The 24,038-nt window shown below is 48.6% G+C and carries 21 protein-coding genes and 1 riboswitch; of the genes, 10 read left to right on the top strand and 11 right to left on the bottom strand.

The annotated features are described in order from the left end of the window. Positions 1-645 precede the first annotated feature (645 nt). A complete protein-coding gene (locus BBD42_RS08005; RefSeq protein WP_099521515.1) occupies positions 646-4,008 on the bottom strand; it encodes a GH36-type glycosyl hydrolase domain-containing protein in 3,363 nt (1,120 codons plus the stop codon). A gap of 130 nt (positions 4,009-4,138) precedes the next feature. Further along, a complete protein-coding gene (locus BBD42_RS08010) occupies positions 4,139-4,339 on the bottom strand; it encodes a hypothetical protein (RefSeq protein ID WP_099517732.1) in 201 nt (66 codons plus the stop codon). Between the two features lie 344 nt (positions 4,340-4,683). Here BBD42_RS08010 and BBD42_RS08015 point away from each other — a divergent pair, with 344 nt between their 5' ends. The 4 genes from BBD42_RS08015 to BBD42_RS08030 all read left to right on the top strand — a co-directional run bounded on the left by BBD42_RS08015 (position 4,684) and on the right by BBD42_RS08030 (position 8,637). Beyond that, positions 4,684-5,946: a sugar ABC transporter substrate-binding protein gene (locus BBD42_RS08015; protein ID WP_099517733.1), complete on the top strand. Its 1,263-nt coding sequence runs from the start codon at positions 4,684-4,686 to the stop codon at positions 5,944-5,946. A 97-nt stretch (positions 5,947-6,043) separates the two neighbouring features. After that, on the top strand, positions 6,044-6,931 hold the full coding sequence (locus tag BBD42_RS08020) for a carbohydrate ABC transporter permease (RefSeq protein WP_099517734.1): 888 nt from the start codon (positions 6,044-6,046) through the stop codon (positions 6,929-6,931). Positions 6,932-6,952: 21 nt separating this feature from the next. Next, positions 6,953-7,783: a carbohydrate ABC transporter permease gene (locus BBD42_RS08025; protein ID WP_099517735.1), complete on the top strand. Its 831-nt coding sequence runs from the start codon at positions 6,953-6,955 to the stop codon at positions 7,781-7,783. Between the two features lie 62 nt (positions 7,784-7,845). Beyond that, positions 7,846-8,637, top strand: a complete 792-nt coding sequence (locus tag BBD42_RS08030; protein ID WP_099517736.1) for an alpha/beta hydrolase — start codon at positions 7,846-7,848, stop codon at positions 8,635-8,637. Between the two features lie 76 nt (positions 8,638-8,713). On the opposite strand, the gene BBD42_RS08035 is transcribed toward BBD42_RS08030, so the two are convergent. From BBD42_RS08035 to BBD42_RS08050, 4 genes are read right to left on the bottom strand one after another with little or no spacing between them, the layout of a single operon-like run. Further along, a complete protein-coding gene (locus BBD42_RS08035) occupies positions 8,714-9,346 on the bottom strand; it encodes a hypothetical protein (RefSeq protein WP_099517737.1) in 633 nt (210 codons plus the stop codon). Continuing rightward, positions 9,343-10,545 carry a hypothetical protein gene (locus BBD42_RS08040; RefSeq protein WP_099517738.1) on the bottom strand — a complete coding sequence of 401 codons (1,203 nt, stop codon included), beginning with the start codon at positions 10,543-10,545 and terminating at the stop codon, positions 9,343-9,345. Before BBD42_RS08040 ends, BBD42_RS08035 begins: the two co-directional genes overlap by 4 nt. A 25-nt stretch (positions 10,546-10,570) precedes the next feature. Further along, positions 10,571-11,320, bottom strand: a complete 750-nt coding sequence (locus tag BBD42_RS08045; RefSeq protein ID WP_099517739.1) for a zf-HC2 domain-containing protein — start codon at positions 11,318-11,320, stop codon at positions 10,571-10,573. After that, entirely contained in the window at positions 11,317-11,811 is a 495-nt protein-coding gene (locus tag BBD42_RS08050; RefSeq protein ID WP_099517740.1) for an RNA polymerase sigma factor, read from the bottom strand. Before BBD42_RS08050 ends, BBD42_RS08045 begins: the two co-directional genes overlap by 4 nt. Positions 11,812-12,079: 268 nt before the next feature. Between BBD42_RS08050 and BBD42_RS08055 the strand changes: the two genes are divergently transcribed. After that, positions 12,080-12,985 (top strand): nucleotidyl transferase AbiEii/AbiGii toxin family protein, encoded by a 906-nt coding sequence (locus BBD42_RS08055; RefSeq protein WP_172455430.1) that lies wholly within the window; start codon positions 12,080-12,082, stop codon positions 12,983-12,985. A 41-nt stretch (positions 12,986-13,026) separates the two neighbouring features. Here BBD42_RS08055 and BBD42_RS08060 read toward each other — a convergent pair whose 3' ends face one another. From BBD42_RS08060 to BBD42_RS08070, 3 genes are all read right to left on the bottom strand, one after another. After that, entirely contained in the window at positions 13,027-13,911 is an 885-nt protein-coding gene (locus BBD42_RS08060; protein ID WP_099517742.1) for a type IV toxin-antitoxin system AbiEi family antitoxin domain-containing protein, read from the bottom strand. Positions 13,912-14,344: 433 nt separating this feature from the next. Continuing rightward, positions 14,345-14,857 (bottom strand): YwhD family protein, encoded by a 513-nt coding sequence (locus BBD42_RS08065; protein WP_056035079.1) that lies wholly within the window; start codon positions 14,855-14,857, stop codon positions 14,345-14,347. Positions 14,858-14,878: 21 nt separating this feature from the next. Continuing rightward, on the bottom strand, positions 14,879-15,130 hold the full coding sequence (locus tag BBD42_RS08070) for a hypothetical protein (protein ID WP_099517743.1): 252 nt from the start codon (positions 15,128-15,130) through the stop codon (positions 14,879-14,881). On the opposite strand from BBD42_RS08070, the gene BBD42_RS08075 reads away from it, so the two are divergent. The 5 genes from BBD42_RS08075 to BBD42_RS08095 all read left to right on the top strand — a co-directional run bounded on the left by BBD42_RS08075 (position 15,111) and on the right by BBD42_RS08095 (position 21,117). Beyond that, positions 15,111-17,156 (top strand): M1 family metallopeptidase, encoded by a 2,046-nt coding sequence (locus BBD42_RS08075; protein WP_099517744.1) that lies wholly within the window; start codon positions 15,111-15,113, stop codon positions 17,154-17,156. The genes BBD42_RS08070 and BBD42_RS08075 overlap by 20 nt on opposite strands. Positions 17,157-17,171: 15 nt before the next feature. After that, positions 17,172-17,987 (top strand): hypothetical protein, encoded by an 816-nt coding sequence (locus BBD42_RS08080; RefSeq protein WP_099517745.1) that lies wholly within the window; start codon positions 17,172-17,174, stop codon positions 17,985-17,987. Between the two features lie 430 nt (positions 17,988-18,417). Then, positions 18,418-18,589: riboswitch (cyclic di-AMP (ydaO/yuaA leader) on the top strand. A gap of 1 nt (position 18,590) precedes the next feature. Next, on the top strand, positions 18,591-19,061 hold the full coding sequence (locus tag BBD42_RS08085) for a C40 family peptidase (RefSeq protein WP_056035094.1): 471 nt from the start codon (positions 18,591-18,593) through the stop codon (positions 19,059-19,061). 134 nt (positions 19,062-19,195) lie between these two features. Then, positions 19,196-20,587 (top strand): cryptochrome/photolyase family protein, encoded by a 1,392-nt coding sequence (locus tag BBD42_RS08090; protein WP_099517746.1) that lies wholly within the window; start codon positions 19,196-19,198, stop codon positions 20,585-20,587. 2 nt (positions 20,588-20,589) lie between these two features. Further along, a complete protein-coding gene (locus BBD42_RS08095) occupies positions 20,590-21,117 on the top strand; it encodes a GNAT family N-acetyltransferase (protein ID WP_099517747.1) in 528 nt (175 codons plus the stop codon). Positions 21,118-21,175: 58 nt separating this feature from the next. Here the strand turns inward: BBD42_RS08095 and BBD42_RS08100 are convergent, their stop codons facing one another. Both BBD42_RS08100 and pdxR read right to left on the bottom strand, forming a co-directional pair. Beyond that, the gene (locus tag BBD42_RS08100; RefSeq protein ID WP_099517748.1) at positions 21,176-22,384 is read right to left on the bottom strand and encodes an aminotransferase class I/II-fold pyridoxal phosphate-dependent enzyme; all 1,209 of its coding nucleotides are present in this window, start codon (positions 22,382-22,384) and stop codon (positions 21,176-21,178) included. Positions 22,385-22,438: 54 nt separating this feature from the next. Next, positions 22,439-23,902 carry a MocR-like pyridoxine biosynthesis transcription factor PdxR gene (pdxR, locus tag BBD42_RS08105; protein ID WP_099517749.1) on the bottom strand — a complete coding sequence of 488 codons (1,464 nt, stop codon included), beginning with the start codon at positions 23,900-23,902 and terminating at the stop codon, positions 22,439-22,441. Positions 23,903-24,038 lie beyond the last annotated feature (136 nt).

Here is a 24,038-nt window from a genome sequence, read left to right on the forward strand (position 1 = left end):
AGCCTGATAATATGAGGTTCTCCTTATTATTCTTAGATTTCAAGCGTAAACGGCTTTAGCTACCTATGGCAGCAAAGCTCGTTTCGCGTAGAAATGTAAGCCTAATAATAAGAGGTTCTCCTTATTATCCTTAGATTTCAAGCGTAAACGGCTTTAGCTACCTATGGCAGCAAAGCTCGTTTCGCGTAGAAATGTAAGCCTAATAATAAGAGGTTCTCCTTATTATCCTTAGATTTCAAGCGTAAACGGCTTTAGCTACCTATGGCAGCAAAGCTCGTTTCGCGTAGAAATGTAAGCCTAATAATAAGAGGTTCTCCTTATTATCCTTAGATTTCAAGCGTAAACGGCTTTAGCTACCTATGGTAGCAAAGCTCGTTTCGCGTAGAAATGTAAGCCTGATAATAAGAGGTTCTCCTTATTATCCTTAGATTTCAAGCGTAAACAGCTTTAGCTACCTTCAGCATTAAAGCTCATTTCGCGTAAAAATAGAAACCGAGATTATATATAAGCCTATTAAAGGCATTTAAACTTATAAACACTTATATTTTAAAATATTCCTGATTAATTAACTATATCATAACAGATTAAAGTTGCCTCGACTTATGTGCATACGGCGATCCGAAACGAATCGCCGTACACTGTTCCTTACATGAAAATGTCGATAATCGTTTTTTCGCCTGTTTGATGCTGCTTCACCAGCTGCGGAGAAATTTCCAAACCGCCCGCGCGATAACGATTGGAGCCGAATGCAGCTTCCAATTCATTACCATTTATTTTCACGCTTTTCACAGTCGCATCGCCATCACCATTCAAATGGTAAACGAAGGTAATCGGAGCGCCCTGATATTCGAAATCGAATTGCAGGCCGTCCAACGACTGTGGCAGCACTGGATCAACGATCAGCTTATTTTCCACTTGGCGGATACCAAGCACGTTTGCTATAAGCTGGTTCATATAAATCCCTGGTCCGCTGGAATAAATTCTCCATCCGCCTTTGACCGGAGCAGAGCCATCACGCAGCTGTGCAAAACGATCCTGCGCCTCATAACGCGTATTAAATTTGCCATCCGAGCTGCTGAAATAAGAATTGCTTTGGCGAAGCTCCGCATTAGGCACAGCATCCTTCAAACCAATCGGGTTGATGATTGTAAGCCCATTCCATGCTTCATCCACCTTGCCGAGCTTAGCCATTGCTTCTACATAGCGGATATGGGCATGTACATATTGCAGCCCTACCTCGCGGCCAAAGTTCGCCGCCTGCTCAGCGCGCTTGAAATGCGTGCTTACACCACCGGTATATTTCGCCGGACGGTTCATCAGCCGGACGCCATCCGGGCAGTAAAGCTCGCGCTTGATTAGCGCATAATGCGACTCGGCCTGTTCAGCTGTAAGCAGCTCAGCAATCATGCTGCGGGTCATCGGAAGCAGGCGGTATTGAATGCCTGTTACCGCATCCGTTGGATGCAGCATCAGTTCCGCTTTATCTGGCTGCTCCATGTACAAGAAGCCAGGAATAACATCGGTTTGCAGCATATAACGGTTGAAATCTGCTTCAATGCCCGCACTCAATGCTCCGAGCTCTGCCGCCCACTCTTTATTGTGCGTTTGCATAGCCGCAGACAGATGTGTAAACACCTGGTACGTCAGCGCTACTGTCCAGCTGCTCACCATATACTGCTTAAGCTGGGCGTTGGCAGGCTGCAACGTGTCATCCCAATCGCCATCGCCGTAGGAGGACAAATGGGTGTCATGCAGAAAATGTCCCTTAATATAGGCGATTTCCTTCTGTGCATGTTCAAGCAGCGATGCCGTATGCGGCGTGAAAGCAAAACCTTCTTTCGTCGTATAAGGGATCTGCTCCTCCAGCACGGAATAATCCTGTGTTGCAGTCAAATAGTCGCTCAGCACCTTGAGCGGCCATACGATAATGTCGCCATGGCTTTCTTCCTGCTGTATATTCACGTAGTTGTCGAACATAAACCATTGCGGCCAATTGCCGTCTTCCTCATACTGATGGGAAAATACCGTCAGCAATATTTCGCGAACTGCGCCGTAATTTTGCATCGCCATAAAATATTCGGTCGGCCCTTGGCAAACATCCCGTGTACCCCATGCAGCGCCGCCATATTGCTCCAGCCCGTGAGGTACCGAATAATGGACGAGCATATTGTGCGTGTACCACCATGCCAGCGTATTGAACTTGTCCACTTCAGCGGTATTGCCGCCTTTTTGCGTCAGCTCAAACCCATTCATCACCCGCTTGTAAAAAGCACGGTAAGCCTGTGCCTGCACTTCTGCATCCTCTACGCTAACGTTTGCCGCTGGAAGCTCTTCGCCTTGCAGCAAGCCCTGCACCGTAGCCGTCCATTCGCTGCTTGCGCCTAGCTCCAGAACGACTAGCGATGCGCCGCCAGACTTCATTCCCGTTACGAGCTTTTGCTCATCCGCAACGTTCATCTCCGCTCCATCCACACGCAGACGGTAGCGAAGCTTCGGATAGACACTTGCGCTCAGCGCCGCCGAATCGGCCGTAAATTCAAGCCACTCCTGATTTTTGTTCATTTGATATGGCAAAATATATTCATTATCATTCATCAACACTTGATTCGTGACCAGATAACGGTACTTTCTTCCGCTTGTCGAGCGAACATGCATCCGGACTTCCGGCGTGTCTACGGTTGTATAGTTCGTAATGATGATGAGATCATCGGTTGTTTTGTAATACCATTTTGCAAAGTTAAAGCCCATTTCAAACATCGACGGCATCGTAAGCAGACGATATACGCCATCCAGCTCTACATAAATGCGCTGTCCCGACGTTTTCGGCACATTCAGCGCGTTGCGGGCATTCGTCACCCATTTGTGGAAGGTCGTGTTGCCTACAACCAGCTGCGAGTTGAACAGGCCGTACATATACGAGGTCGTCGTCAGCACATTCGTGTGCAAGCGGTCATTGCCGCCTGTCATTAAAATATGGCCGTGCGGACGCTCAACGAGCAGTTCTTTTTCCTTTAATACAACATGCTCATGGGTCGCAGTGAAAAAAGAAAGCAGAGACTCTCCCGCATACTCCTCCTGCGAGCGTTCAGGGAACAAACCGTTAATCTCTTCCGCCGTCATCGATACGGTTTGTAAAGGGGAACCAATAGCCTCCGCTTGGCGTACCGGATTCGCATCTTGCGATGGTAAAGCAGGCGCAGCACACACTTGCTCCCACGCTTGCTGCACTTCCGCCGAAAAGGCTAGCGACGTTACAGCCTCAGGATGATTGGCTTTAAACAAGCCGTAAAAAACAACATTCTGCTCGCCGTCCGCCTTAACAAGCGGTGTTTGCAAAGCTGTATAAGCAAATTCATATTGGTAAACTTCATTAGCCAATGATGGCTTGGTCAATGCTTCAGCAATATCCGTTTCCTTATAGCTCAAGCCATAGAACTGGAAGCCGTCTGTCGAATAGCCAGCCGCCCCTGTCCATGCCCCTTGCTGCAAATAAGGGAAGCTGCCGCTTTGCGGCATATTTTGGCGGGAACAGACGACATAACCGCGCTGCCCGTCCTCAAATACGGAGTGGTCAATGTATTGCGATTGATAAGCTTCATTGCTGCGAACAGCAGCTTGGTCAGCCAGCCCGATATCTTGACCGTAGATCACATCCACCGTCTCGCCATTGCCAACTACATTTATATCCCAGAACCATACGCCTGCTTCCGACAGCAGGAAACGAACTTGGTAACGAACGCCCTCCGCTTCTCCTGCCCATACGACTTGATTCGCACTATAGGAGACACGGCTATTCGAACGCACACCCAGCAGAGGAAAGGCCGAAATGCCCGATTCACGATGCAAACGCAAATATATATTATTTAGTGAACCGTCTACCGCATTGGATAGAAGCTGATTAATCATCGTGTTGTTGTGGGTAATTTGATAAAGATCGCCGCTGCTGAGAAAGGTGAATGCTAATGGTCCGGCCTCTACTCGAAAGCTGCTTGTGCTTGCTGCTGTCATGTTCATCACTCACTTTCCTGACTTTTTTAAAATATAAGAATTTATAAGTTTCACCCTTATAATCAGCTTATATTTCACCGCGAAACGGTAGCATTGCCGCCAGAAGACGGCTTCAGCCGTTTACGCTTGCTTATTCGTATACATAGGCTTTCATCAATAAACGCATAATAAACAGCTGATACCAGCGAAGTTGATGCAGATTGACGGCATTTGCCGAAATCAATCGAAACGTTTCTATTTTACAACTAAAAGGATTATAGAACGTTTTCAACTTCCCGTCAATTGCTCCCATTACCCGAATTTCATATAAGTGAAACGTTTCTATTATCATTTTAACGCTCCAGAAGCAAATTTCAATAGCCAAAAAAAATGTGTTGAATACGATTACATTCTGTTTTATAATGACATCGAAACGTTTCTATGGTCACTGGCATCTTCTGATGCAATCGCGTATAATCTAAAATCGAAACGTTTCTATGTTTCATAAGGCTTATATATTAAGGGGATCTTTTCAGGAATATGGGAGAGGAGGCATGTCGCTAAAGGCATATGTTCAGAAGGAAGCCAGCTGCTTTAATGCCAGCGCCATTGCATAAACCGGCAACAATAGAGTCATCATTTACTTAAGCCACTGCATCTTAAAATTACAGCTTCTTAAAGAGAGGAAGATTTGGAATGTTTAATAAATCCGTTAAAACTGCACTAATCAGCACCATGCTGCTTTCAGGTATTTTGACAGCGTGCTCATCCAATAATACAAATACAACTGGCGAAGCCGCTACTGGCGATCAGCCTGTCACCATTAAAGTTTGGGGCATGGGCGACCAAGAGCAGACGCTCAAAACGATTTCCGAGCAATTCGAAACAGACAATCCGAACATTAAAGTAGATGTGCAAGTTATTCCTTGGGGCTCGGCGCATGACAAGCTGCTGACAGCTGTTGCTTCCAAATCCGGTCCTGACGTGCTGCAAATGGGTACTTCCTGGATGCCGGAATTCGCAAATGCGGGCGCTTTGCTTGATTTGACGCCTTACATTGACCAATATCCTGAATTTAAACCGGAGAACTTTTTCGACGGTATCGTAAATACAACGCAATTTGATGGCAAAACGTTCGGTATTCCTTGGTATGCTGAAACTCGCGTCCTGTTCTACCGCACTGACCTGCTGAAAGAAGTAGGCTATGACAAAGCGCCTGCTACTTGGGATGAGCTGAAGGATGCAGCAACGAAGCTGACTGCACGCGGCGAAGGCAAATACGGCATTGACCTCGTTCCAGGCGAGCCGACGCTGGGTATTATGTTTGCCCGCCAGAACGGTTCCAAGATTTTTGATGAGCAAAATAAACCTTTGTTCAATCAACCGGAATTCGTTGACGCTGTAAAATATGTAGGCAGCTTCTATCAAGAGAAGCTTTCTCCTGTAGATCTTGGCATTGATGCCGTTCAAGGCTTTGCTGGCGACGGTGTTATCCCGATGTTCATCAGCGGACCTTGGATGATCAAGCCAATTAAAGAGCAAGCGCCTGATATCGATGGCAAATGGGCAACAGCCGTTCTTCCATCCGGTTCGGCGAACAACAACTCGATTCTTGGCGGTTCTGATCTGACTGTATTCAAATACAGCAAAAACCAAGAAGCAGCAGTTAAGTTTATTGCCTACATGAGCAAACCAGAAGTTCAGTTGAAATGGAAAGAGCTGTCCGACGCGCTTCCAGCTGTACAAAGCGTATGGCAGGATGCTTCCATGACTGCTGATCCTAACCTTCAAGTCATTGGGGAGCAGCTTAAGCATGCTGAAGCAACGCCAGCTCTAACCGCTTATGACCAAATTTCGCAAAAATATGTATCACACTTTGAGCAAATTTATCGCGCTAACGCTGACGTACAGACGGAAATGGACGCTTTGAACGTTGAAGCCGAAAAATTAATTAAATAATCTTTTAGCCGGCAGCTGCTTTTGGGTAGGGTTGCCGGTTATCCCTATTATTGTCCATTTGCGCTCAAGCGTAAATTTAAAGGATGTGACTTAGCCGATGAAAGGCATATTGAATAATAAAACCCCTTATTTCTTTATTGCGCCAACTTTGATTTTGCTCGCTATGTTCTCCCTGCTGCCCATCGTTATTGCGCTGGTCATCAGCTTCACAAATATGGATCTCGCCGGCCTTGCCGATGTATCCAACATTTCATTTGTGGGCATGCAAAACTACTTGGACGTATTGACTGATCCCTTATTTCTCCAAGCGATTACCAACACGCTTTATTATGTCATTATTGGCGTTCCATCCGTTATCGCCCTGTCGCTAGCGATTGCGCTGCTGATTAACTTCGGCAAATCAAAAGTATTTACAACGTTCCGCGTTATTTACTATTTGCCGTCCGTAACCAACGTCGTTGCCGTTGCGGTCGTATGGACTTATTTGTACAACCCATCGCTTGGCTTGTTCAACTATTTGCTGAACCTTGTGCATCTTCCAGATGTCCAGTGGCTCCAGCATCCGATTATCGCTAAAATCTCGCTGATCATTCTTGCCTTATGGCGGGCGATCGGTCTGAATATGCTTATTTTTATCGCAGCTATCAAGGGCATTCCACGCTCTTATTATGAAGCTGCGCAAATTGACGGAGCTAGCAACTGGCAGCAAATGCGGACAATTACGCTTCCGCTGTTGCGTTATGCTATTTTCTTCGTTTCCATCACCACGATGATTGGCTGGATTCAATTTTTTGAAGAGCCGCTCATTATGACCAAAGGCGGGCCGCTTAACGGCACGATGTCCGTAGCCTTGTTCATTTACAACAACGGCTTCCAATACAGCAAATTCGGATATGCTGCGGCAGGATCCTTTATACTATTTATTTCCATTATCATCATTACGCTCATTCAATTTAAGTTCCAGAACAAGGAAACAGATGTTTAAGGAAAGGAGAGGGGAATAATTATGGCACCGAAAACAAAAAGCGGCACAGCCCTTCAATGGCTGCTCGGCATTTTGCTGACTGGCGGCGGGATAGTAATGATGCTTCCGTTCGTATGGATGATTATGTCGGCGTTCAAAACGGAAAGCGAGGTCAAACAGCTTCCTCCTACGCTCTGGCCGAAAAATATAACGTTCGACAACTTTAGCAATCTGTTCGTCAATATGCATTTTGGCACGTATTTAAGCAATACGCTGCTGATTGTCTTTTTCTCCTTTATCGGCTTGTTCCTGAACGCAATGGCTGGTTATGCATTCGCCAAGTTCAAGTTCAAAGGCAAAGATAAGCTGTTCTATCTCGTACTCGCTACGATGATGATTCCCGGCCAGGTAACGATGATTCCTGTTTACCTGCTGCTCAATGAAATGCATCTGACGAATACGATGGTCGGCATCGTGCTTCCGGGCTTTGTCGGCGCATTTGGCATCTTCCTGTTCCGCCAGTTTATGTCTACGATTCCCGACGAGCTGCTGGAGGCGACCCGGTTAGATGGGGCAAGCGAAGTCCGCACCTTCTTTCAAATCGTGCTTCCGATCTCCAAAGCCATTCTGGCGATTCAAGGCATTCTGACGTTTATCGGCGGCTGGAACAGCTTCCTATGGCCGCTCATTATCGCCAATGACGAGAAGCTTTACACGCTGTCCGTCGGGCTGGCTTTGCTTAAGGGCGAGCATGGCAGCAACTATGCTTTGCAAATGGCAGGCTCCACCTTCATGGTACTGCCAGTCGTTATCGTATTTATTTTCTTCCAGAAGCAAATTATTGAGAATTATTCGATTTCCGGCATTAAATAAACGCAGCAGCTTTCACGATATGAATAGGCAATCAAGAGTGTTAACAAGGAGGTTCCATCGCAATGGCCTTGTTTCAATGTGATTTTTACTCGGAAAAGCTGGGCTTCTCGACCGGCATGTCGGTTATTTTGCCGCAGCCGTCATTAGCTGAACTTTCTTCCCGCAAGGAAGGAACGGATTGCAAATATCCGGTGCTGTATTTGCTGCACGGGCTGTCCGACGACCATACCGCCTGGACGCGTTATACGTCAATTGAACGTTATGCTTCCAGCAAAGGAATCGCTGTCGTCATGCCTGGCGTGCATCGCAGCTTTTATGCAGACATGGAGCAGGGAGGCCGCTACTGGAGCTTTGTCAGCGAGGAGCTGCCGCGTGTGGCCCGCTCCTTCTTCCCGCTATCAGCTCGCAGAGAAGACAATTTTGTCGCCGGCCTCTCGATGGGCGGCTATGGCGCGTTCAAGCTGGGACTGCATCATCCTGAGCGCTTTGCAGCTGCAGCGAGCCTTTCTGGCGCGCTTGATGTTGTCAGCCGGCTCCAGCATCCCGACTTCTCTTATACGGATGAAGGCGAGTTTGGACGGTTGTACGGCAGCATAGAGAAGCTGGAGGCTGGGCCAAGCAATTTGTTTAACCTTTTAGCCTCTGCAGCTGAACTTGCCCCTGAGCAGCAGCCGAAGTTTTATCAATGCTGCGGGACAGAAGATTTTCTATATGAAGATAATCTTCGCTTCAAGGCAGCAATGGAGGAGTATGGGCTGACTCTCACCTATGACGAGGAGCCGGGCATGCATGAGTGGGGCTACTGGGATCGCAATATCCAGCGCGTCCTCGATTGGCTGCCGCTTTCCCGCTAGAACCATAAAACGCTTGCTCCGGTTGTTATCTGGAGCAAGCGTTTTATGGTTCTTTTTTTATATAATCGATGAGTTCTTAAAAACCGCGCTGCTCGATTTTGATAGACTTTGGCAATACCAGCGTCATTTGAGCATTATACATATTCGACTGAATCGGTCCGTTATGCCGATCAAATTCGCCGACCATCACATACATGACCGACCCCACTACGCTTGTGCTAACGAGCTGCTCCGAAGTGTCGATCGGCTCTGCAGCCCAGTACTGCACCTGCCCCAGCAATTGCACCTTTCCGCCGTCTACTTGATCTACACTTACCGGACGGAGCGCTTGCACGACGATTTTATCGACCTTGTCCGGCACGGAAATAGGCGCCGTCTCGATCAGTGCCGTCCGTTCCATTTGGCGCATCGCCCCGCGGAACTCGTCCAAAATCCCTGTTGAAATCAGGCCCGCCATCGCAAGGCTGAAGCTTCCGATCATCCCTACAATAAACAGGCTGATCCAATCATAACGAAGCGTCGTCCGTTCGCTGCCCGCAAACCAAATGTACAATAAAATTTCTGCTCCGAGCAAAATAAAAACAAGCGGTGCCACCCACAGCAGCATATTGTATGCCCCTGTGCCGCTCCAGATGGAAACCGCCACAGCGATTCCCATCAATAATAAGGCAACGCCCATCGAAAGCGTGCCTACACGCCACTGCTTCATTCGCTTTTCCCCTTCCGCAGCGATTCCGTTGGTGTCCAATCTTTAGGGGGAAGCCCCTTATTTCGTTGGAATCCTCTGCCAAATGCCATGCGCAGCCCCGCGGCGATCATGACAAAAGCGACAAGGGCGGTTGGCAAATTATATTTTATATTTTGATACTGGGCATACCATCTTGGAAAATAATTCGCCGCGTAATCGGCCAAAACACGATCACCCATAAAATACAGCCCGATCAGCAGCAGACCGATGCCGATCCAGCGCTGATAAGGTGCAAACTGCGTAATAATCGCTTGATCCTTTAAGCCTTCCTTCGGTTCAGTCGAAAGCTGCCGCATGACATCGAAGAAAGCGAAAAACCAGAATAGCGGCATCAGGAATAGAAACATCGACAGCCGCAGCGCATCCATTAAATAGACGGAGGCGAGAAAGCCTGCCATAATTTGCAGGCCGCGTGTTTGAAGCCCGAGGTATAGATGCCCTGCACCGGGAAAGAGCGACAGCGTTGCAGCGAGCGCTTTATTTTTGCGCCCCTTGTTCATGTACTCCTCCATCTCTTCGAAAAACGGCCGATCCTCCAAGGGCTCGCCCCGTTTTTTGCGATGCAGCTGCTGTGAAGCATCAAAAATGCTGTAAATCCAGATAACGGGCACGCCTAGCAGAAAAATAAGAAACTCTCCTGTTCCCGTTACCATCGATATAAAAATAACAACGGCGAATAAGCCGATGGATGCAACGAGAAAGGCAATACCCCGCTGCATCAGCCCAAGCGCCATATGGCCCAAACCGGGAACGATGGAGAGCAGCAGCGTATTCGTACGCTCCTTCTGCTCGCTGTAGGTTAAGATATCTGCTTGTGTGCGCATCGCTCCCGGCGGCATGTTGCTGTACATCTGATCTGGTCTTGGAGGTGCGCCCACACCATAGGCGGACTCATCTGGATGCGGCTGCCGCCTGCCAATGAGCGTTACAATCATATCGAGCATATTGATGCCCCAGAAAAGAAACGACAGCAAGCATAGAACAAAAGCTGTATCGTCATTAATAGAGCTCGCCATAGCAATCAATACAAGCAGACCTAGCGGTCCGAACCCTCCCGCCGCATATAACACGAATCGTATTGGACGCCCCAGATAGGCATGGCCGAAGCCGGGAAGCATGGACAGCAGCAGCGCAACAAGGGGCTTTTTCTCCCTATTCATTCCTTGATCTCTCCTTCATCATTCGTTATTTAAACCGTTTGGAGGCGATGCCGTCCAGCCAGAGGGAAGTGCGGTTCATCATTTGCTGCGACCAGGAGGACTCGCGCTGCTCTTTGTCTCGGATGAGCTGCTCCTCTTTATGCTGCAGCCTGCTATGGTCTATTTTTTCAAGCTCCTGCGAAATGTTGTTCAGTACGCCTGTACCGAGCAGCAGCAGGGTAATGACCGCCGCGGCGGTATAGTGGGTTGCCGGATGCTGGAGCCAGGATCTGCGGCGGTATGATTTCTCTTGAAGGAACGGACCTGGCACGGACAGCTGCTCCTGTATTTCAGATTCCGACGCTCCGAACAGCTGCTTGCTGAGCTTGCGGCCCATCTGCTCAAAATCCGGAAGCTCAATCGCCTGATTTAACGGACTGGCTTCTGGAACGGCTCCTGCTATATGAGCCACAGACATAGGGGTGCTCCCCGCCATATCCGCCTCCAACACGAGCATAAATTGCTCTAAGCATTCGTCGCATTCTGCAAGCTGCCGCTCGATCTGCTCGCGTTCAGGCTCTGAAAGCACATTCGCCACGTACTGCTCCAGAAGGGAGGCCTCCACATGATTCAAATGATGCACATGTTTGGATGCTGAGGATGCTTCATCCGTCATTGGCATTTTCAGCTGTTCTATGGGCTGTTCTATGGGTTGTTCTACGGGCTGTTCAACCTGCTTGCCCTGCTGTTGCGTCCTTGAACTCTCGCCAACCTTGTATTCCTCATGATGACTCATTCAAAGTCCTCCCTTCTCCAGTGCCGCTTAATCCAGTTTCTAGCCCGGTATAGGCGCGATTCTACACTTTTGCGCTCCAGTCCGGTTGAGGACGAAATTTCCTCGTATGATTTCTGTTCTATATAAAAGGCATTTACAACTTCACGATAATTGTCCGGGAGCTGCTCGACCTGTTCTCGTATGTAGCGTTTTTCCTCGCGCTCGATCGCAGCGCGCTCCGCAGGCATCGCAGTTCCTTGCCCATCGGTGCCGGGTCCCAGATTGTCCACATATTCGCTCAGTTCTTCCGGCTTGCGCGCCTTGCTCCTCTTCCAATCAATCGCACGGTTTACAGCAATGCGGGTCACCCAGGTTTTAAAGCCTTCCAGCCTGCACTCGGGGAGAGAGCGGTGAATTTGCAGCAGCACTTCCTGGGTAACATCCTCCGCATCATGCGGCGAATGAAGCACAGCATAAACCGTTTTATAAATATGAGCGCCATATTCCTGCACGAATGACTGGAATTCCGCAGGCCCGCCGTCGCGGAGCGCTATTAACCATGCTTCATCTTGAATCTCTCTCTCCCCCTTCCCTTTATATTAGACGCCATAACCATGGCGTTCCCCTGCACCTTATTTCAAAAAAGATTATTGTGCTTCTAATGTATTAAATGATGTAATTTTCGCGAGAAGAAAATACTAGAAGAGGCTTCACAAAGCACTATTATATGTGAGAAAATGTAGATACATGTCGAAAATCAGGAAGTTGAGGGATTTACTAGTGGCCTTATCTTTGGAAGAATTACGACGTTTTAGAACTTTGACTATTATCGCTCTTTTCTCAGATGATGATCTCCTTGATACTCTGGTCTTAAAGGGTGGAAATGCCTTAGATATTGGATATGGCATGAACTCCCGCGCTTCAATTGATTTAGATTTTTCCATGTCTCAGGATTTTGAAAGCATTGGCCTTAACGACTTAGAGGAAGTACGTCAACGCCTCGAACTCGTACTTTCCAGGAATTTTTTTGATAATGGCTATAAAGTATTCGACGTTAAAATGATATCCAAGCCTAAAATAAGAACTCCAAAAACCCCCTATTTCTGGGCAGGATATGAAGCCAATTTCAAGGTCATTGAAAATGACAAATTTGAAGCGCATAAGAATGAGCCTATTTGGTTGATGAATAAATCAATTACAGTCAGCGATACAAAGAAAAATATAACAATAGATTTTGGAATGCATGAATATCTAGGGGATATTACAATGGCAGAACTTGATGGATATATCGTCCCCATCTATACGCCAACACTTATTGTTTTAGAAAAAATAAGAGCCGTGTGCCAACAGATGGCCGAATATAATGTTAGTATTGGAAAAGAAGAGAATTTCGGAAAAGCACGACCTAGAGATTTTTTTGATATCTACACGGTATTAGAAAGTTCATTAATACATATCGACTTTAATCATCCAGATACTATACGCCATTTAAAAGCTTGCTTCCAAGCTAAAAACGTACCCATTGAACTAATTGCCAAAATTCCAGATACACTTGAGTTTCATAAGCAAGATGAAAACAAACTAAGAGACAGTGTGGTTGGCTCAGAATTCAAAGGCTTTGATTTTTACTTCAACTATGTAGTAGATCTTTTATATAAAAACAAATTGCATATACTTGCTGCATAAACTAAGAACCGCTTGAACAATTCAAGCGGTTCTTAGAGTAATTAAGATAAATTTCGAGGGTAATATAGCTTCCAACGACTAGAATATGCTTTTTCAATAATATTGTAGGTTAAATAAAAATCATGTTCCATTGGTATATTTGACATTAATTTAAGCGCAGTATCATTGTACCCTGCTAACTCTAGGTAAAATCCAATTGGCTGATGGTATGGGTAAATATATTTTAATTTCTGAATATACATCCGCATTTTATTTATAGAAATTAAGCCCTTAGCGCGCCTATAAATGTTCAATACTTCATTAACGCCACCGGAATAATCTGGTCGTACTGCAATGTCAATCAAAGTTCTCTCCAAATCCGTAACTTTAAACCCATTTTTATCTATAATTCCCAATTGATTTGTATAGCGGCCATTCAAGACATATATACGACGACTCTCAAAATCAAAAAAATTATTTGTTTGTCGCATAGGCTTTAAAAATGCCTGATCTATATTCTGCTGTAATAACACCCCGGAAGGCGCCCCTTTTTTTTCAGATTGTTCCCTGTTTACATAAATAGATTTTACAATTTCATTAGTCAAATCATGTAAAGTAACTGCGGAATAATGGCTTAAATACAGATTGGAAAATAAAGAAACAGCAAACTCAGTGTGATCCAGTTGGCTGTTAGTTAATACATATCTAATTATTTCTCTACCACCTAAAATAATTACGACTTGGCGCAAGATTTTTCTTCGCTCAACAAGAAACTCTATAAATTCTTCGGTTGTTGTTGAAGCAGGTAATTTCCATTTATATTGATTGGAAAAAAGAACAAAATTTATATCAGAAATGCTGAAAATATTTTTTTTCAATTCTTGAAGTACAAATTCAATTTCTGACTTGTAGAGATCCATAATCTGATACCGATTAGGGCGTGGCATATCAGACCTCATTCCATAACTTATTAAATATCATCTAGTGTATACACTAGATGATACCACAATCACAGGAATAAGTCAACATCTGCAAGCTAATTAAATGCGTATGATGATTATATAATCAGGTGTATACACCTGATTATAAACATAAAAATTAAATTAGTCAAGATAATTTCCATAGGTTATACCTCCTTGGTAACTTGACACACAGCTTCAATAACAATCAGAAAGAAGCTTTTATAACATTCCATACTTTCCTTGCGCAATATTGGTTAAAAGACGTGCAATCTCGTAAGTCACCATCCTTATTAATATAAAATGTCTTGTATTTACGCACAACTATAACAAAAAAGGCGTTCAAGTTACGAACGCCTCTATCCTGTACAATTATCATATTAATAAATCGTAATTTCCATCTAAACAAGCGGATGTATCCTTATGCCTCCAAAGCCTGCTTCAGCTCATCAGAGGAATTGGTCCACCATTCTTCATTATGCTCGATTAACAGCTTGCGGAACGCAGCCTTTTCTTCCGCACCCAGCTCGCCCAAGTTGTAGCGGCGCTTAATCGCATGATCAAGCTTGTTGACATGGTCAGCGAGAATTTTCCAGCCGCGGCGTGCTTCCGTGTCAATCCACATTTCGCAAGCGGTTGCGCCAGCGTAGTTCGTGCCGTTCTCTCCGCGTTCTACCGCAACCCATACAATCCAGCATTGGCGGCCATTAGGCGTATCCTCTTTATTAGGAGAAAACTTGATGCCGCGCTCTACCTTGCTCTTGGCATGCATCGCGCCGTCGTCGATATAAGCGACGCCCGCATCAATAATAACGCAGGATACTTGGCTTAGGTCGATGGTGCCTGCACCAAAGCCTTTATGCTGTTTGTTGCTCACGACGTTAAGCGCGAGTGATTTCTTTTCTTTTTTCTCCGGTTGTCCTTGCTGTTCCATCCGTTCGTACACGTCCTCTCGTCACATTTCATCTATTGTACTGCCGCAGCAGCTTGCAGCCAATCTCTCCTTTCCATTTTGAACGTTTTTCCCCAATAACACAAGCGCACACGGCACAAATTCCTGCCGAATCCGCCAGCGGCTGCCGCTTTGCAAGCCCTCAACAGCATCGCTGCAAAAATCCGCAAGACTATTCCGGTACAAGCCGACATATACATGCTGTAGATGCTTGTCAACGGGAGGGAAACGTTCAATGACTCCAGGACCTTTCAAACGAATCGCGCTCATTATGCTCTCGGCCGTCCTGCTCGGACTGTCGCTGCATCATGGCTTCGGCAACGCTTGGCTATCCCAGTATACGTACGCCTCTGGCGCCACAGACCCGATTGGCATTGCCGATCTCACGACAGCAGCAGTAGAGCAAGCTGCTCCGCAAACGGCCAAGCCGCCTGCCCCGGCAGCGCCAGCACAGCCCGACCCTGCCCAGATTGAAACGGTACAGACGCTTAGCAAAAGAGTCGTCCAATACAACATGCAAGTGGCGCTTCGGGAGGATATCCGATATTTGGATGGCTCTCAGACCGTAACTTGGACGAACCCAGGCAAAAAAACGGTGTCCGAGCTGTATTTTCATCTGTACCCCAATGCCTTTCAGTCCGAAAAGTCGACGTTCATGCGCGAGTCTGGCGGTCAGCTGCGGGGTGACAAGGCCACGGCCGAAAGCCAAGGCTATATGAAGCTGCTTACCTTGCAAACGCTGGAGGGCGAGAGCTTGCTTCCCCGTCTGCATTATGTTCAGCCCGATGACGGAAATACAGATGACTATACGCTGACGAAGCTCAATCTTCCGGTTCCAGTCGCACCGGGCAAATCCGTAACGCTCTCCATGACCTATGAGGTCAAGCTGCCCGAGGTGTTCGCTCGCATGGGCTATTCCGGGAACTTTGTTATGGCGGGCCAGTGGTTTCCGAAGCTTGCTGTTTATGAACTGGCTGGCACACGCGGCCGAACGAATGAAGGCTGGAACGTCCACCAGTATCATGGCGATTCGGAGTTTTACAGCGATTTTGGCTTGTACAGCGCCCAGATTACAGTGCCAGAAAACTTTGCGGTCGCTGCTACCGGCATTCAGACCAAGGAAGCTGTGACGCAAAATGGCACAAGCACCTATCAGTTCTATGCCGAAGACGTGCATGACTTTGCTTGGTCAGCCTCGCCGGACTTCATATATGCGGAGGACACATTGTCAGGAACGGGTATTCCGGGTGTACGCATTAAGCTTTATTTGGACCCTGCCCACGAAGGACTGAAAGACCGCTATATGCATGCAGCAAAATCAGCGCTGTCCAAATACGCGGAGTGGTACGGCGATTATCCGTATTCGACGCTGTCCATTATCGTTCCTCCGAAGGGTGCGAATGGCGCAGGCGGCATGGAGTATCCAACGCTCGTGACCGCTTTAGCGGCTGAATCCGATAACCCTGGCTACAGCCTAGAGCGCACCGTTGTGCATGAGATTGGCCATCAGTATTGGTACGGGATGGTTGCATCGAACGAGTTCGAAGAAGCGTGGCTCGACGAAGGCTTTACTTCTTATGCCGAGGATAAGGTGATGGAGAACGCCTATGGCGTTGAGCCTAACTTGGCTATGGAAGCCAGCTATATTACGGCCCCTGCCCCATTGAAGCAGCCTTCATGGGCTTATCACAACAGCGATGAGTATGCGGAAAATGTATACATGCGCGCCAAGCTTGTGCTGGTCGGCATTGAGAAGCAGGTCGGAGCAAAGACGATGTCAAAAATTATGCGCACATATTTTCAAAAATACAAATTCAAGCATCCAACCACATCTGATTTCCAGCGTGTCGTTGAGCAGGTTACGAAGGAAAAATGGCAGGACTATTTCCACCAGTATGTATATGGCAGCCTGATGGCGGATTTTTCAGTAGAGGCTATTCGAGTGAATGAAGTGGAGCAGGATGGCCAAACGGAGTACGAGTCTACGGTGCTGATCAAGCGCAATGGCGGGCAAAATGGGCCAATCCCGCTTATATTCTCCTTTACAGACGGCGAAAAGATTTCGAAAACATGGGATGCCGCCGAGTCGCATATCCAGTATAAGGTTGTGCATGCTGCTCCGCTTGCCTGGGTGGCGGTTGACCCGAAAAACAGCAATGTGCTGGACAACAAGCATATTAACAATTTTATGCGCGCAGAAGTGCCCGAGCAGTCGCGCATTCGATGGAGCCTCGGTTTGACGAAGCTCATTGAAGGCTTGCTCGGATCCGTAGGCTGGTAGAGAGGAGGTTGAAAAATGAAGCAGCATATGAAGCAAGGCTGGCGGCTCGCTATCCGCCATTTCTATATCGTCATTCTGTTATTCCTTTACCAGCTATTATGGGGACTTTTCCTTTACCGTTTTGTTGATATGACTGTACTGCCGCTGCTGCGGCGCTTTCCGCTCCAGCATCCGTCTGACTCGGCCGTGTCGCTGTTCTTCAGCGAGGCCCAGTTTCAATTGACGAAGACGGATTTGATCAATCCTTATTTGTGGCTTCTGGGCGGCTTGTTCGCCGCCCGCATGCTGCTGACGCCGCTGTTCAATGCGGGGCTGCTCTACTCGCTGCATCATATGGGCGAAATAGGCGAAACGCAGTTTCTTCAAGGCATTCGCAAAGCTTGGAAGCCCGTGACGCTGCTCTATTGGCTGCGCACGCTGCTTATTTTCGCACCCGGCTGGTTCCTGCTGCCTCGCGCCTTCAAGCTGCTTATGGAGGGCCATTCGCTAGGCGAGCTGCTGCAAGGCACGCTGCCGGGCTTTGGCGGCTGGCTGCTATGGAGCTTCCTCGTTCACCTGCTGCTGCTCGCTATGCAGTTCGGCGCCGCCTCCGGCACGGGCTCCTTGCGCTGGCTTGGCCATGCGCTCCGAAATCTTTTCCCTTATGCCGGCATCTCTCTGCTGATGTGGCTGCTGGCTATTGCCGCTTCGCTCTGTGTGTCTGGGCTTTCCTATGCTTGGGCAGGCATGCTGGCACTCATCATGCATCAAGCCTATCATCTGCTGCGCACCTTGTTAAAAGTATGGACGCTCGCTGCCCAATACGATTGCCTGCAATCCAAGCAGAGCTGAGACCCTTAGAAAAATGAGGGCAGCCCTACCTAATTCTCATTTAGTATTCTCATTTTTCTAAAGTCCTTCTCATAAAAAAAACCGATTGCGGCCAGAAGGCCGCAATCGGTTTTTTGCCGTTATCCTGGACCTGCAGGCAAAGCCTCCATTTACTTCCCAGCCTATATGCCGACCTAGCACAAACTCTCTAAATCTTCATTTTACGCTATAATTCTTGCCTATTTACACGATTCTTAGCATATTGGCTGCCTATTTATCATATAAACTGACAAAATGTTTTTTTGCCCAAGAACGGCGATAGAACGAACATTTATTAGGCAAGAAACTTGTTTTAACGCAAAATTGAGCCAAAAGGTTACATGAGAATTATTAGAAATTCATTCATATAGAAGGAAATCACATGAAAAAACCGAATTATTAGCGCAGAGCAAAATTAAACCAGCCTAATTTTTTATACCGCAAAGGTATAGAAATACGGGGGAACCACTTTGGGTGAATTGATTTCGATGCTTGGACGGCTTGATTCAAGTGTCTTGGAAATCATAGGGAACCTTCACAACCGAACCCCACAGCTAACCTCGTCGGCACCGGAAGGAGTTTCAAATTTTGAAGAAGGTTACTGCACTACTCGTTGGTCTTGTATTAATGCTTGCTTTCCAAGCAGGCAGCGTGTTCGCGAGTTCGAAGATGGATGGTGTTATCGCTGATCTGATCGGCACACCGTACCAAAGCGGCGGAACAACTACGAAAGGCTTCGACTGCTCCGGTTTTACGAAGTATGTTTTCGACAAAATGGGCATCGATCTTTCCCGTACTTCCCAAGCTCAATCGAACGATGGCAGTGAAGTGAAGAAGAGTGACCTGATCGCTGGCGATCTCGTATTCTTCAACACGAGCGGCAAAGGCATCTCCCACGTTGGTATTTACGTAGGCGATGGAAAGTTTGCACATGCTTCCTCGAGCAGAGGCGTTATTATTAGCAAACTTAGCGAGTCTTATTATGCTGATCGTTACGTATCAGCTACACGCGTTATGAGCCAAGACGCTTACGACAAGTACGCAAGCGAGCAATAGAGCCAGACCACGCTTTTTTCGCTTACATAACGAAAAGCTGCTGTCTCAATCAGCAAAGCCGCAGTTGTTTGTCTTCGGACAAATCGCTTGCGGCTTTGCTGTTTTCTGGCACGGACACAAGGGGGCTCGTTTCCATGTATGTATATATTCACCGCAAAGACCTGCGTTCAAACGATTTGCGCAGTTTTGATTATTTGCGCCGCTCTGGGCAGCGCGGCTTTCATCTGCTCATTATAGATCCGGCTCTGGCGGACGGCGACCGGCTCTCTTGCCACAGCGGCCGGACCTTCCTGACACAGGCCGCCTCCCTATTGGAACAATACAAGGCGGCAGGCGAGCAGCTGCATGTGCTTTACGGTGATCCCGCTGCTATTACCGATGCGCTGCTGCAAGCACATCCCATTGAAGAAGTCGTCGTCCACATGGACTATACGCCTTATGCAAGGGCACGCGACCACGCTATACAGCAGGTTGTACGCGCAGCGGGACGCCGCTGGATGCCGCTCGAAGATGCGCCGCTGGCCGATTTGGAGGAGCTCCATACATTTTCCCGGCGCAGTGAGCCTTACAAGGTATTTACGCCGTTTTACCGCATGTGGCAATCCTTTATGCAGAGCCACTATTCCCCTGCGGGCGAGACAACACTGCAGCAGCTTAATACGCTGAAAAATATAGATGCCAGCATGGCAGAGCGCTTCAGTCTGCCGCGGGAGCATTCGGCAGCACCTGCCCTTCTGCAATTAGCTGACAATATACAACGCGGGCAATCGCATGAGGCGGGCAATCCAGCTGCCTTAGAAACGCTTCATGCAGCCGACGCGCTGGAGCAGTTTCTAAATCGCCGCCTGGCTGGCTATGCTGACAGCCGCGATCAGTTTGCAGTCGGCCAGACGAGCCATTTGGCGCGTTATTTGAATACGGGAGCGCTGTCAGCACGGCAAGCCTACGAAGCGGCGCAGCAGCAGTTTGGAGCCGAGGCGTGGATTAGACAGCTGGCTTGGCGGGATTTTTTTCTATATCAAGGAAAATACAATGAGGACTTCTACCGCTATGAGCAGAAGTTTGATTTATCTGCGCTGAGCGATCAGCATTTCGAGGCATGGAGCGAAGGAAAAACGGGCATTCCTGTTATTGATGCCGCTATGAAGCAACTAAATGAAACGGGAGAAATGCCGAATCGGCTGCGGATGGTTGCCGCCATGTTTTTGACGAAAAATCTGTTATGCCCGTTTACGCTGGGCGAGCAGTATTTCCGCCGCCAGCTGGCCGATTATGATCATACGCTGAACCGAGGCGGCTGGCTTTGGAGCTCGTCGCTTGGTTACGACGCCGCGCCGTATTTTCGCATTATGAATCCGGCTACGCAGTCCGCAGCACATGATCCGAGCGGCACTTACATTAGACGCTGGCTGCCGGAGCTTGCCCATCTGCCTGATAAGCAAATCCACCTGCCGCAGCCGCATGCCATCGTTGATTTGAAAGCTTCACGCGCCCGCGCGATTGAGATTTATAAGGAGATTGTGTAAGGATGACAAAAACAAGTGCTGCTCCTGCTGGTGCCCAGCCGCCATTTGGCTGGAAGATAGCCGCTATGGATACTTCCCATGCCCGGCAGTTGTGCGATTGGCGGTATGAGCCGCCTTACGGCATCTATCAATGGCCCGCATGGGAGGTTATGGAGCAAGCCGAAATGGAGTTTGGTGATCCGGAGCTGCGCCAGAGGCAATATGCGGCTATTTTAGATGACCGCGGGGAACTCGCTGGTTTTGCACAGTTTTTCCCGCTAGGGGAAGAAGTGCTGCGGCTTGGGCTGGGTCTTCACCCACAGCTTTGCAGCAGGGGCTCAGGCACCGCCTTTGTGGCGCTGCTGGTAGAGGAGGCTTGCCGCCGCGCTCCTAATAGCGAGCTGGATTTGGAGGTGCTGACCTGGAATGCACGCGCGATTCGTGTATACGAGAAGGCAGGCTTCCGTATTACCGACACGTATATCCGCCCGACACCGCAAGGCGCGGCGGAATTTCATTGTATGGTTTACGGAGGAGGGAAAGAAGCCTAGCGTCTCTCTTCCCCTTCCTCTTCCTTACCTAGCCCTTTCTTTACCCTTTCCGCTCCCATCAGCCACCGACCCGCTCCAACTGCTGCAACTGCAACGGTTCAGCCTGCCTCGTCTGGCTCATGTAACAGCCCATTCGCTCCAAAGCTTCCGACAGCTTTGCTGATGATACCGAATAGGAGCAGCGGATGCGCCCTTCACCGCCCGGGCCAAAAACATGCCCTGGCACGACGGCCACTCCCGCTTCCTTCATGAGCTTGAAGGCGAACTGCTCCGAGCTTAGTCCCGTATGGGCAATGGATGGAAAAGCATAAAACGCCCCTTCCGGCATATGGCAGGAAAGCCCCAGCTGCTGCAGGCCGCCCACGAACATCGCCCTGCGCTGCTTGTAAGCCCCCTTCATTGCATCCTTGTCTGCCAATCCGCTGCGCAGCGATTCCAGAGCAGCAATCTGTCCCATAATAGGCGCGCACATTGCCGTGTATTGATGAATTTTCAGCATTTGCGAAATAATTTCCACAGGGCCGCAGGCATAGCCAATACGCCAGCCTGTCATGGCAAAAGCTTTCGAGAAGCCATTTATGACGATCGTCCGCTCCTGCATGCCAGGCAGCGATGCGATGCTCACATGCTGGCTTTCATAAGTCAGCTCCGCGTATACCTCATCAGAGACGACGATCAGATTATGCGCCTTCACCAGCTCGGCAATGGGGAGCCAATCCTCATAGGACATGACTGCACCCGTTGGATTGTTCGGATAGTTGATCAGCAGCACCTTGGAGCGCGGGGTGATTTTTTCCCGCAGCGATTGTGCCGTTAGCTTGAATTGCTCCTGCTCATGCGTCTCAACGTTAACAATACTGCCGCCCTGCAGCGCTACAATGGGCGAATAAGCGATATAGCTTGGAACTGGGATCAGCACCTCGTCGCCCGGACAAATCAAGGTTCTCATCGCCAGATCAATCGCCTCGCTGCTGCCCACCGTCACGAGAATCTCATCCTTTGGCTCATAATTTAATGCAAAGCTGCTCGCCAAATAACGGGCGATTTCCTCGCGCAGCTCCAAAAGTCCGGCATTCGGCGTGTACATCGTCTGACCGCTTTCCAGCGCTCGTATGCACGCGGCGCGCACGCGCTCCGGTGTTGCAAAATCCGGCTCGCCCACGCCCAGCGAAATCATATTTTCATCCTGCCCGGCCATATCGAAAAACTTGCGAATGCCCGAAGCGGGCAAGCTCTTTACAAGCGGTGAAACGTTATACTGCACCATTATGCCTGCATCCCCTTTTCAAAATAATTAAAAGTATAGTTGTCGCTTTATTCCTTATGAAAGGCCCCACAGCTGTTTTGCCGTATCGCCAATAATCCGAATGCCTTGCACAATATCCTCATCCGCCACGCGGGAAAACCCCAGTCGCAGCGTATTGCCGCCCCGTCCATCCGTAAAGAAATGATGGCCCAAAGTAAAAATAACCCCTTGCTGCGAGCACGCCTCCAGAAGCTCCCGCACCTTGCACGCTTCCCGAAAGGTCACAAACAGATGCAGCCCGCCATCCCCCGACAGCGTCTCATAGGGAACATAGGCTTTGCAGGCTTGCAGCGTCAGCTCGTATTTACGCTTGTATTCCGCCCGCGCCCGCTTCAAATATTTGTGCAGATTGCCATTATGCAAATATTGATAGAGCAGCGATTGGTCAAGCGTCGAGGTATGAATGTTGCGGGCCCGCTTCATGCTTTCCAAATAATCAATCAGCTCGCGGTCTGCAAGCACCCACCCGACCCGCAGGCCGGGGAACAGCACCTTCGAGAAGCTTCCAATATAAATGACGCTGTTGCCGCTGCCCGCCGATGCGATGAGCGGCGGCACATGCGCTCCGGAGTAGCGCAGCTCCTCATTAAATCCGTCTTCAATGACGGGAATTTCATAACGGCTCATGAGCTGCATGAGCGCCAGCCTTTTCTCCATCGACATGACGATGCCTGTCGGATTGTGATAGGAGGGGACAAAATAGGCACAATCGTAGGGGCGCTCCTCCAAAGCCCGTTCAAGCTCCCCCAAATGAATGCCATCCGGCTCCATCGCCACGCCTTTAATGTCAAAGCCATGCAGCTTGAGATTTTTAATCGCGGTATGGTGGGTTGGATTTTCGCAGAGGACTGCGCCATGCTTTTGCCGGAGCGCAGCCAGTACAAGGTCAAATCCTTCCGTAAAGCCGGCAGTGATGAGCATATCCTTGCCCTGCACATCCACGCCCTTGTTCTCCATATAGGTCATCAAATACTGAATTAGCGGCTTATAGCCTTTGGCATAACCATAATTCAGCAGCACATGGCCCTCCACCGACATACGGCCCAGAAACGCCTGCTTCACATGATCCAGATCAAACAGCTTCTCATCCGGAGCGATGCTTGTAAAAGAAATCGTACTCTTGCCTGCGCGAATGCCGCGCTTCATGAGGTCCAGTTCCTCCGCAAGCAAAGCCTGCCTGCTCAGACGCTCCTTCCACGGCAACTGCCAAGACAAGGACGACGGGGCGGCGCTGCCCGCCGAATCCTCCGACACATAATTGCCTTTGCCTTGCAAGGCATATACGCGGCCCTCGTCCGCCAGCTCCGCATAAGCGGCAATGACCGTATTGCGGCTCACACCGAGCAATACGCTAAGCTCGCGTGTCGAAGGCAGCTTCTGATGGGGCTGCAGCGCGCCTTTTATCATTAAACGCTTCATATAATCTTTCACTTGAATCGATATTGGACGGCCTTCTATGAGCTTGAAATCATGATACACTTCTCATCGCCCCACCTTTATCATGGCATGTGGTCCCGCCCGAGCGTAAACGGCTGTCGCCATCCTTTGGCAGCTCGGTGCGTTTCAGTTCGAGAAATATAGAGAAGGGCTGAAACCATCATATCCTTTCCTATAT

Source organism: Paenibacillus sp. BIHB 4019 (genome assembly GCF_002741035.1).
GTDB lineage: Bacteria > Bacillota > Bacilli > Paenibacillales > Paenibacillaceae > Pristimantibacillus.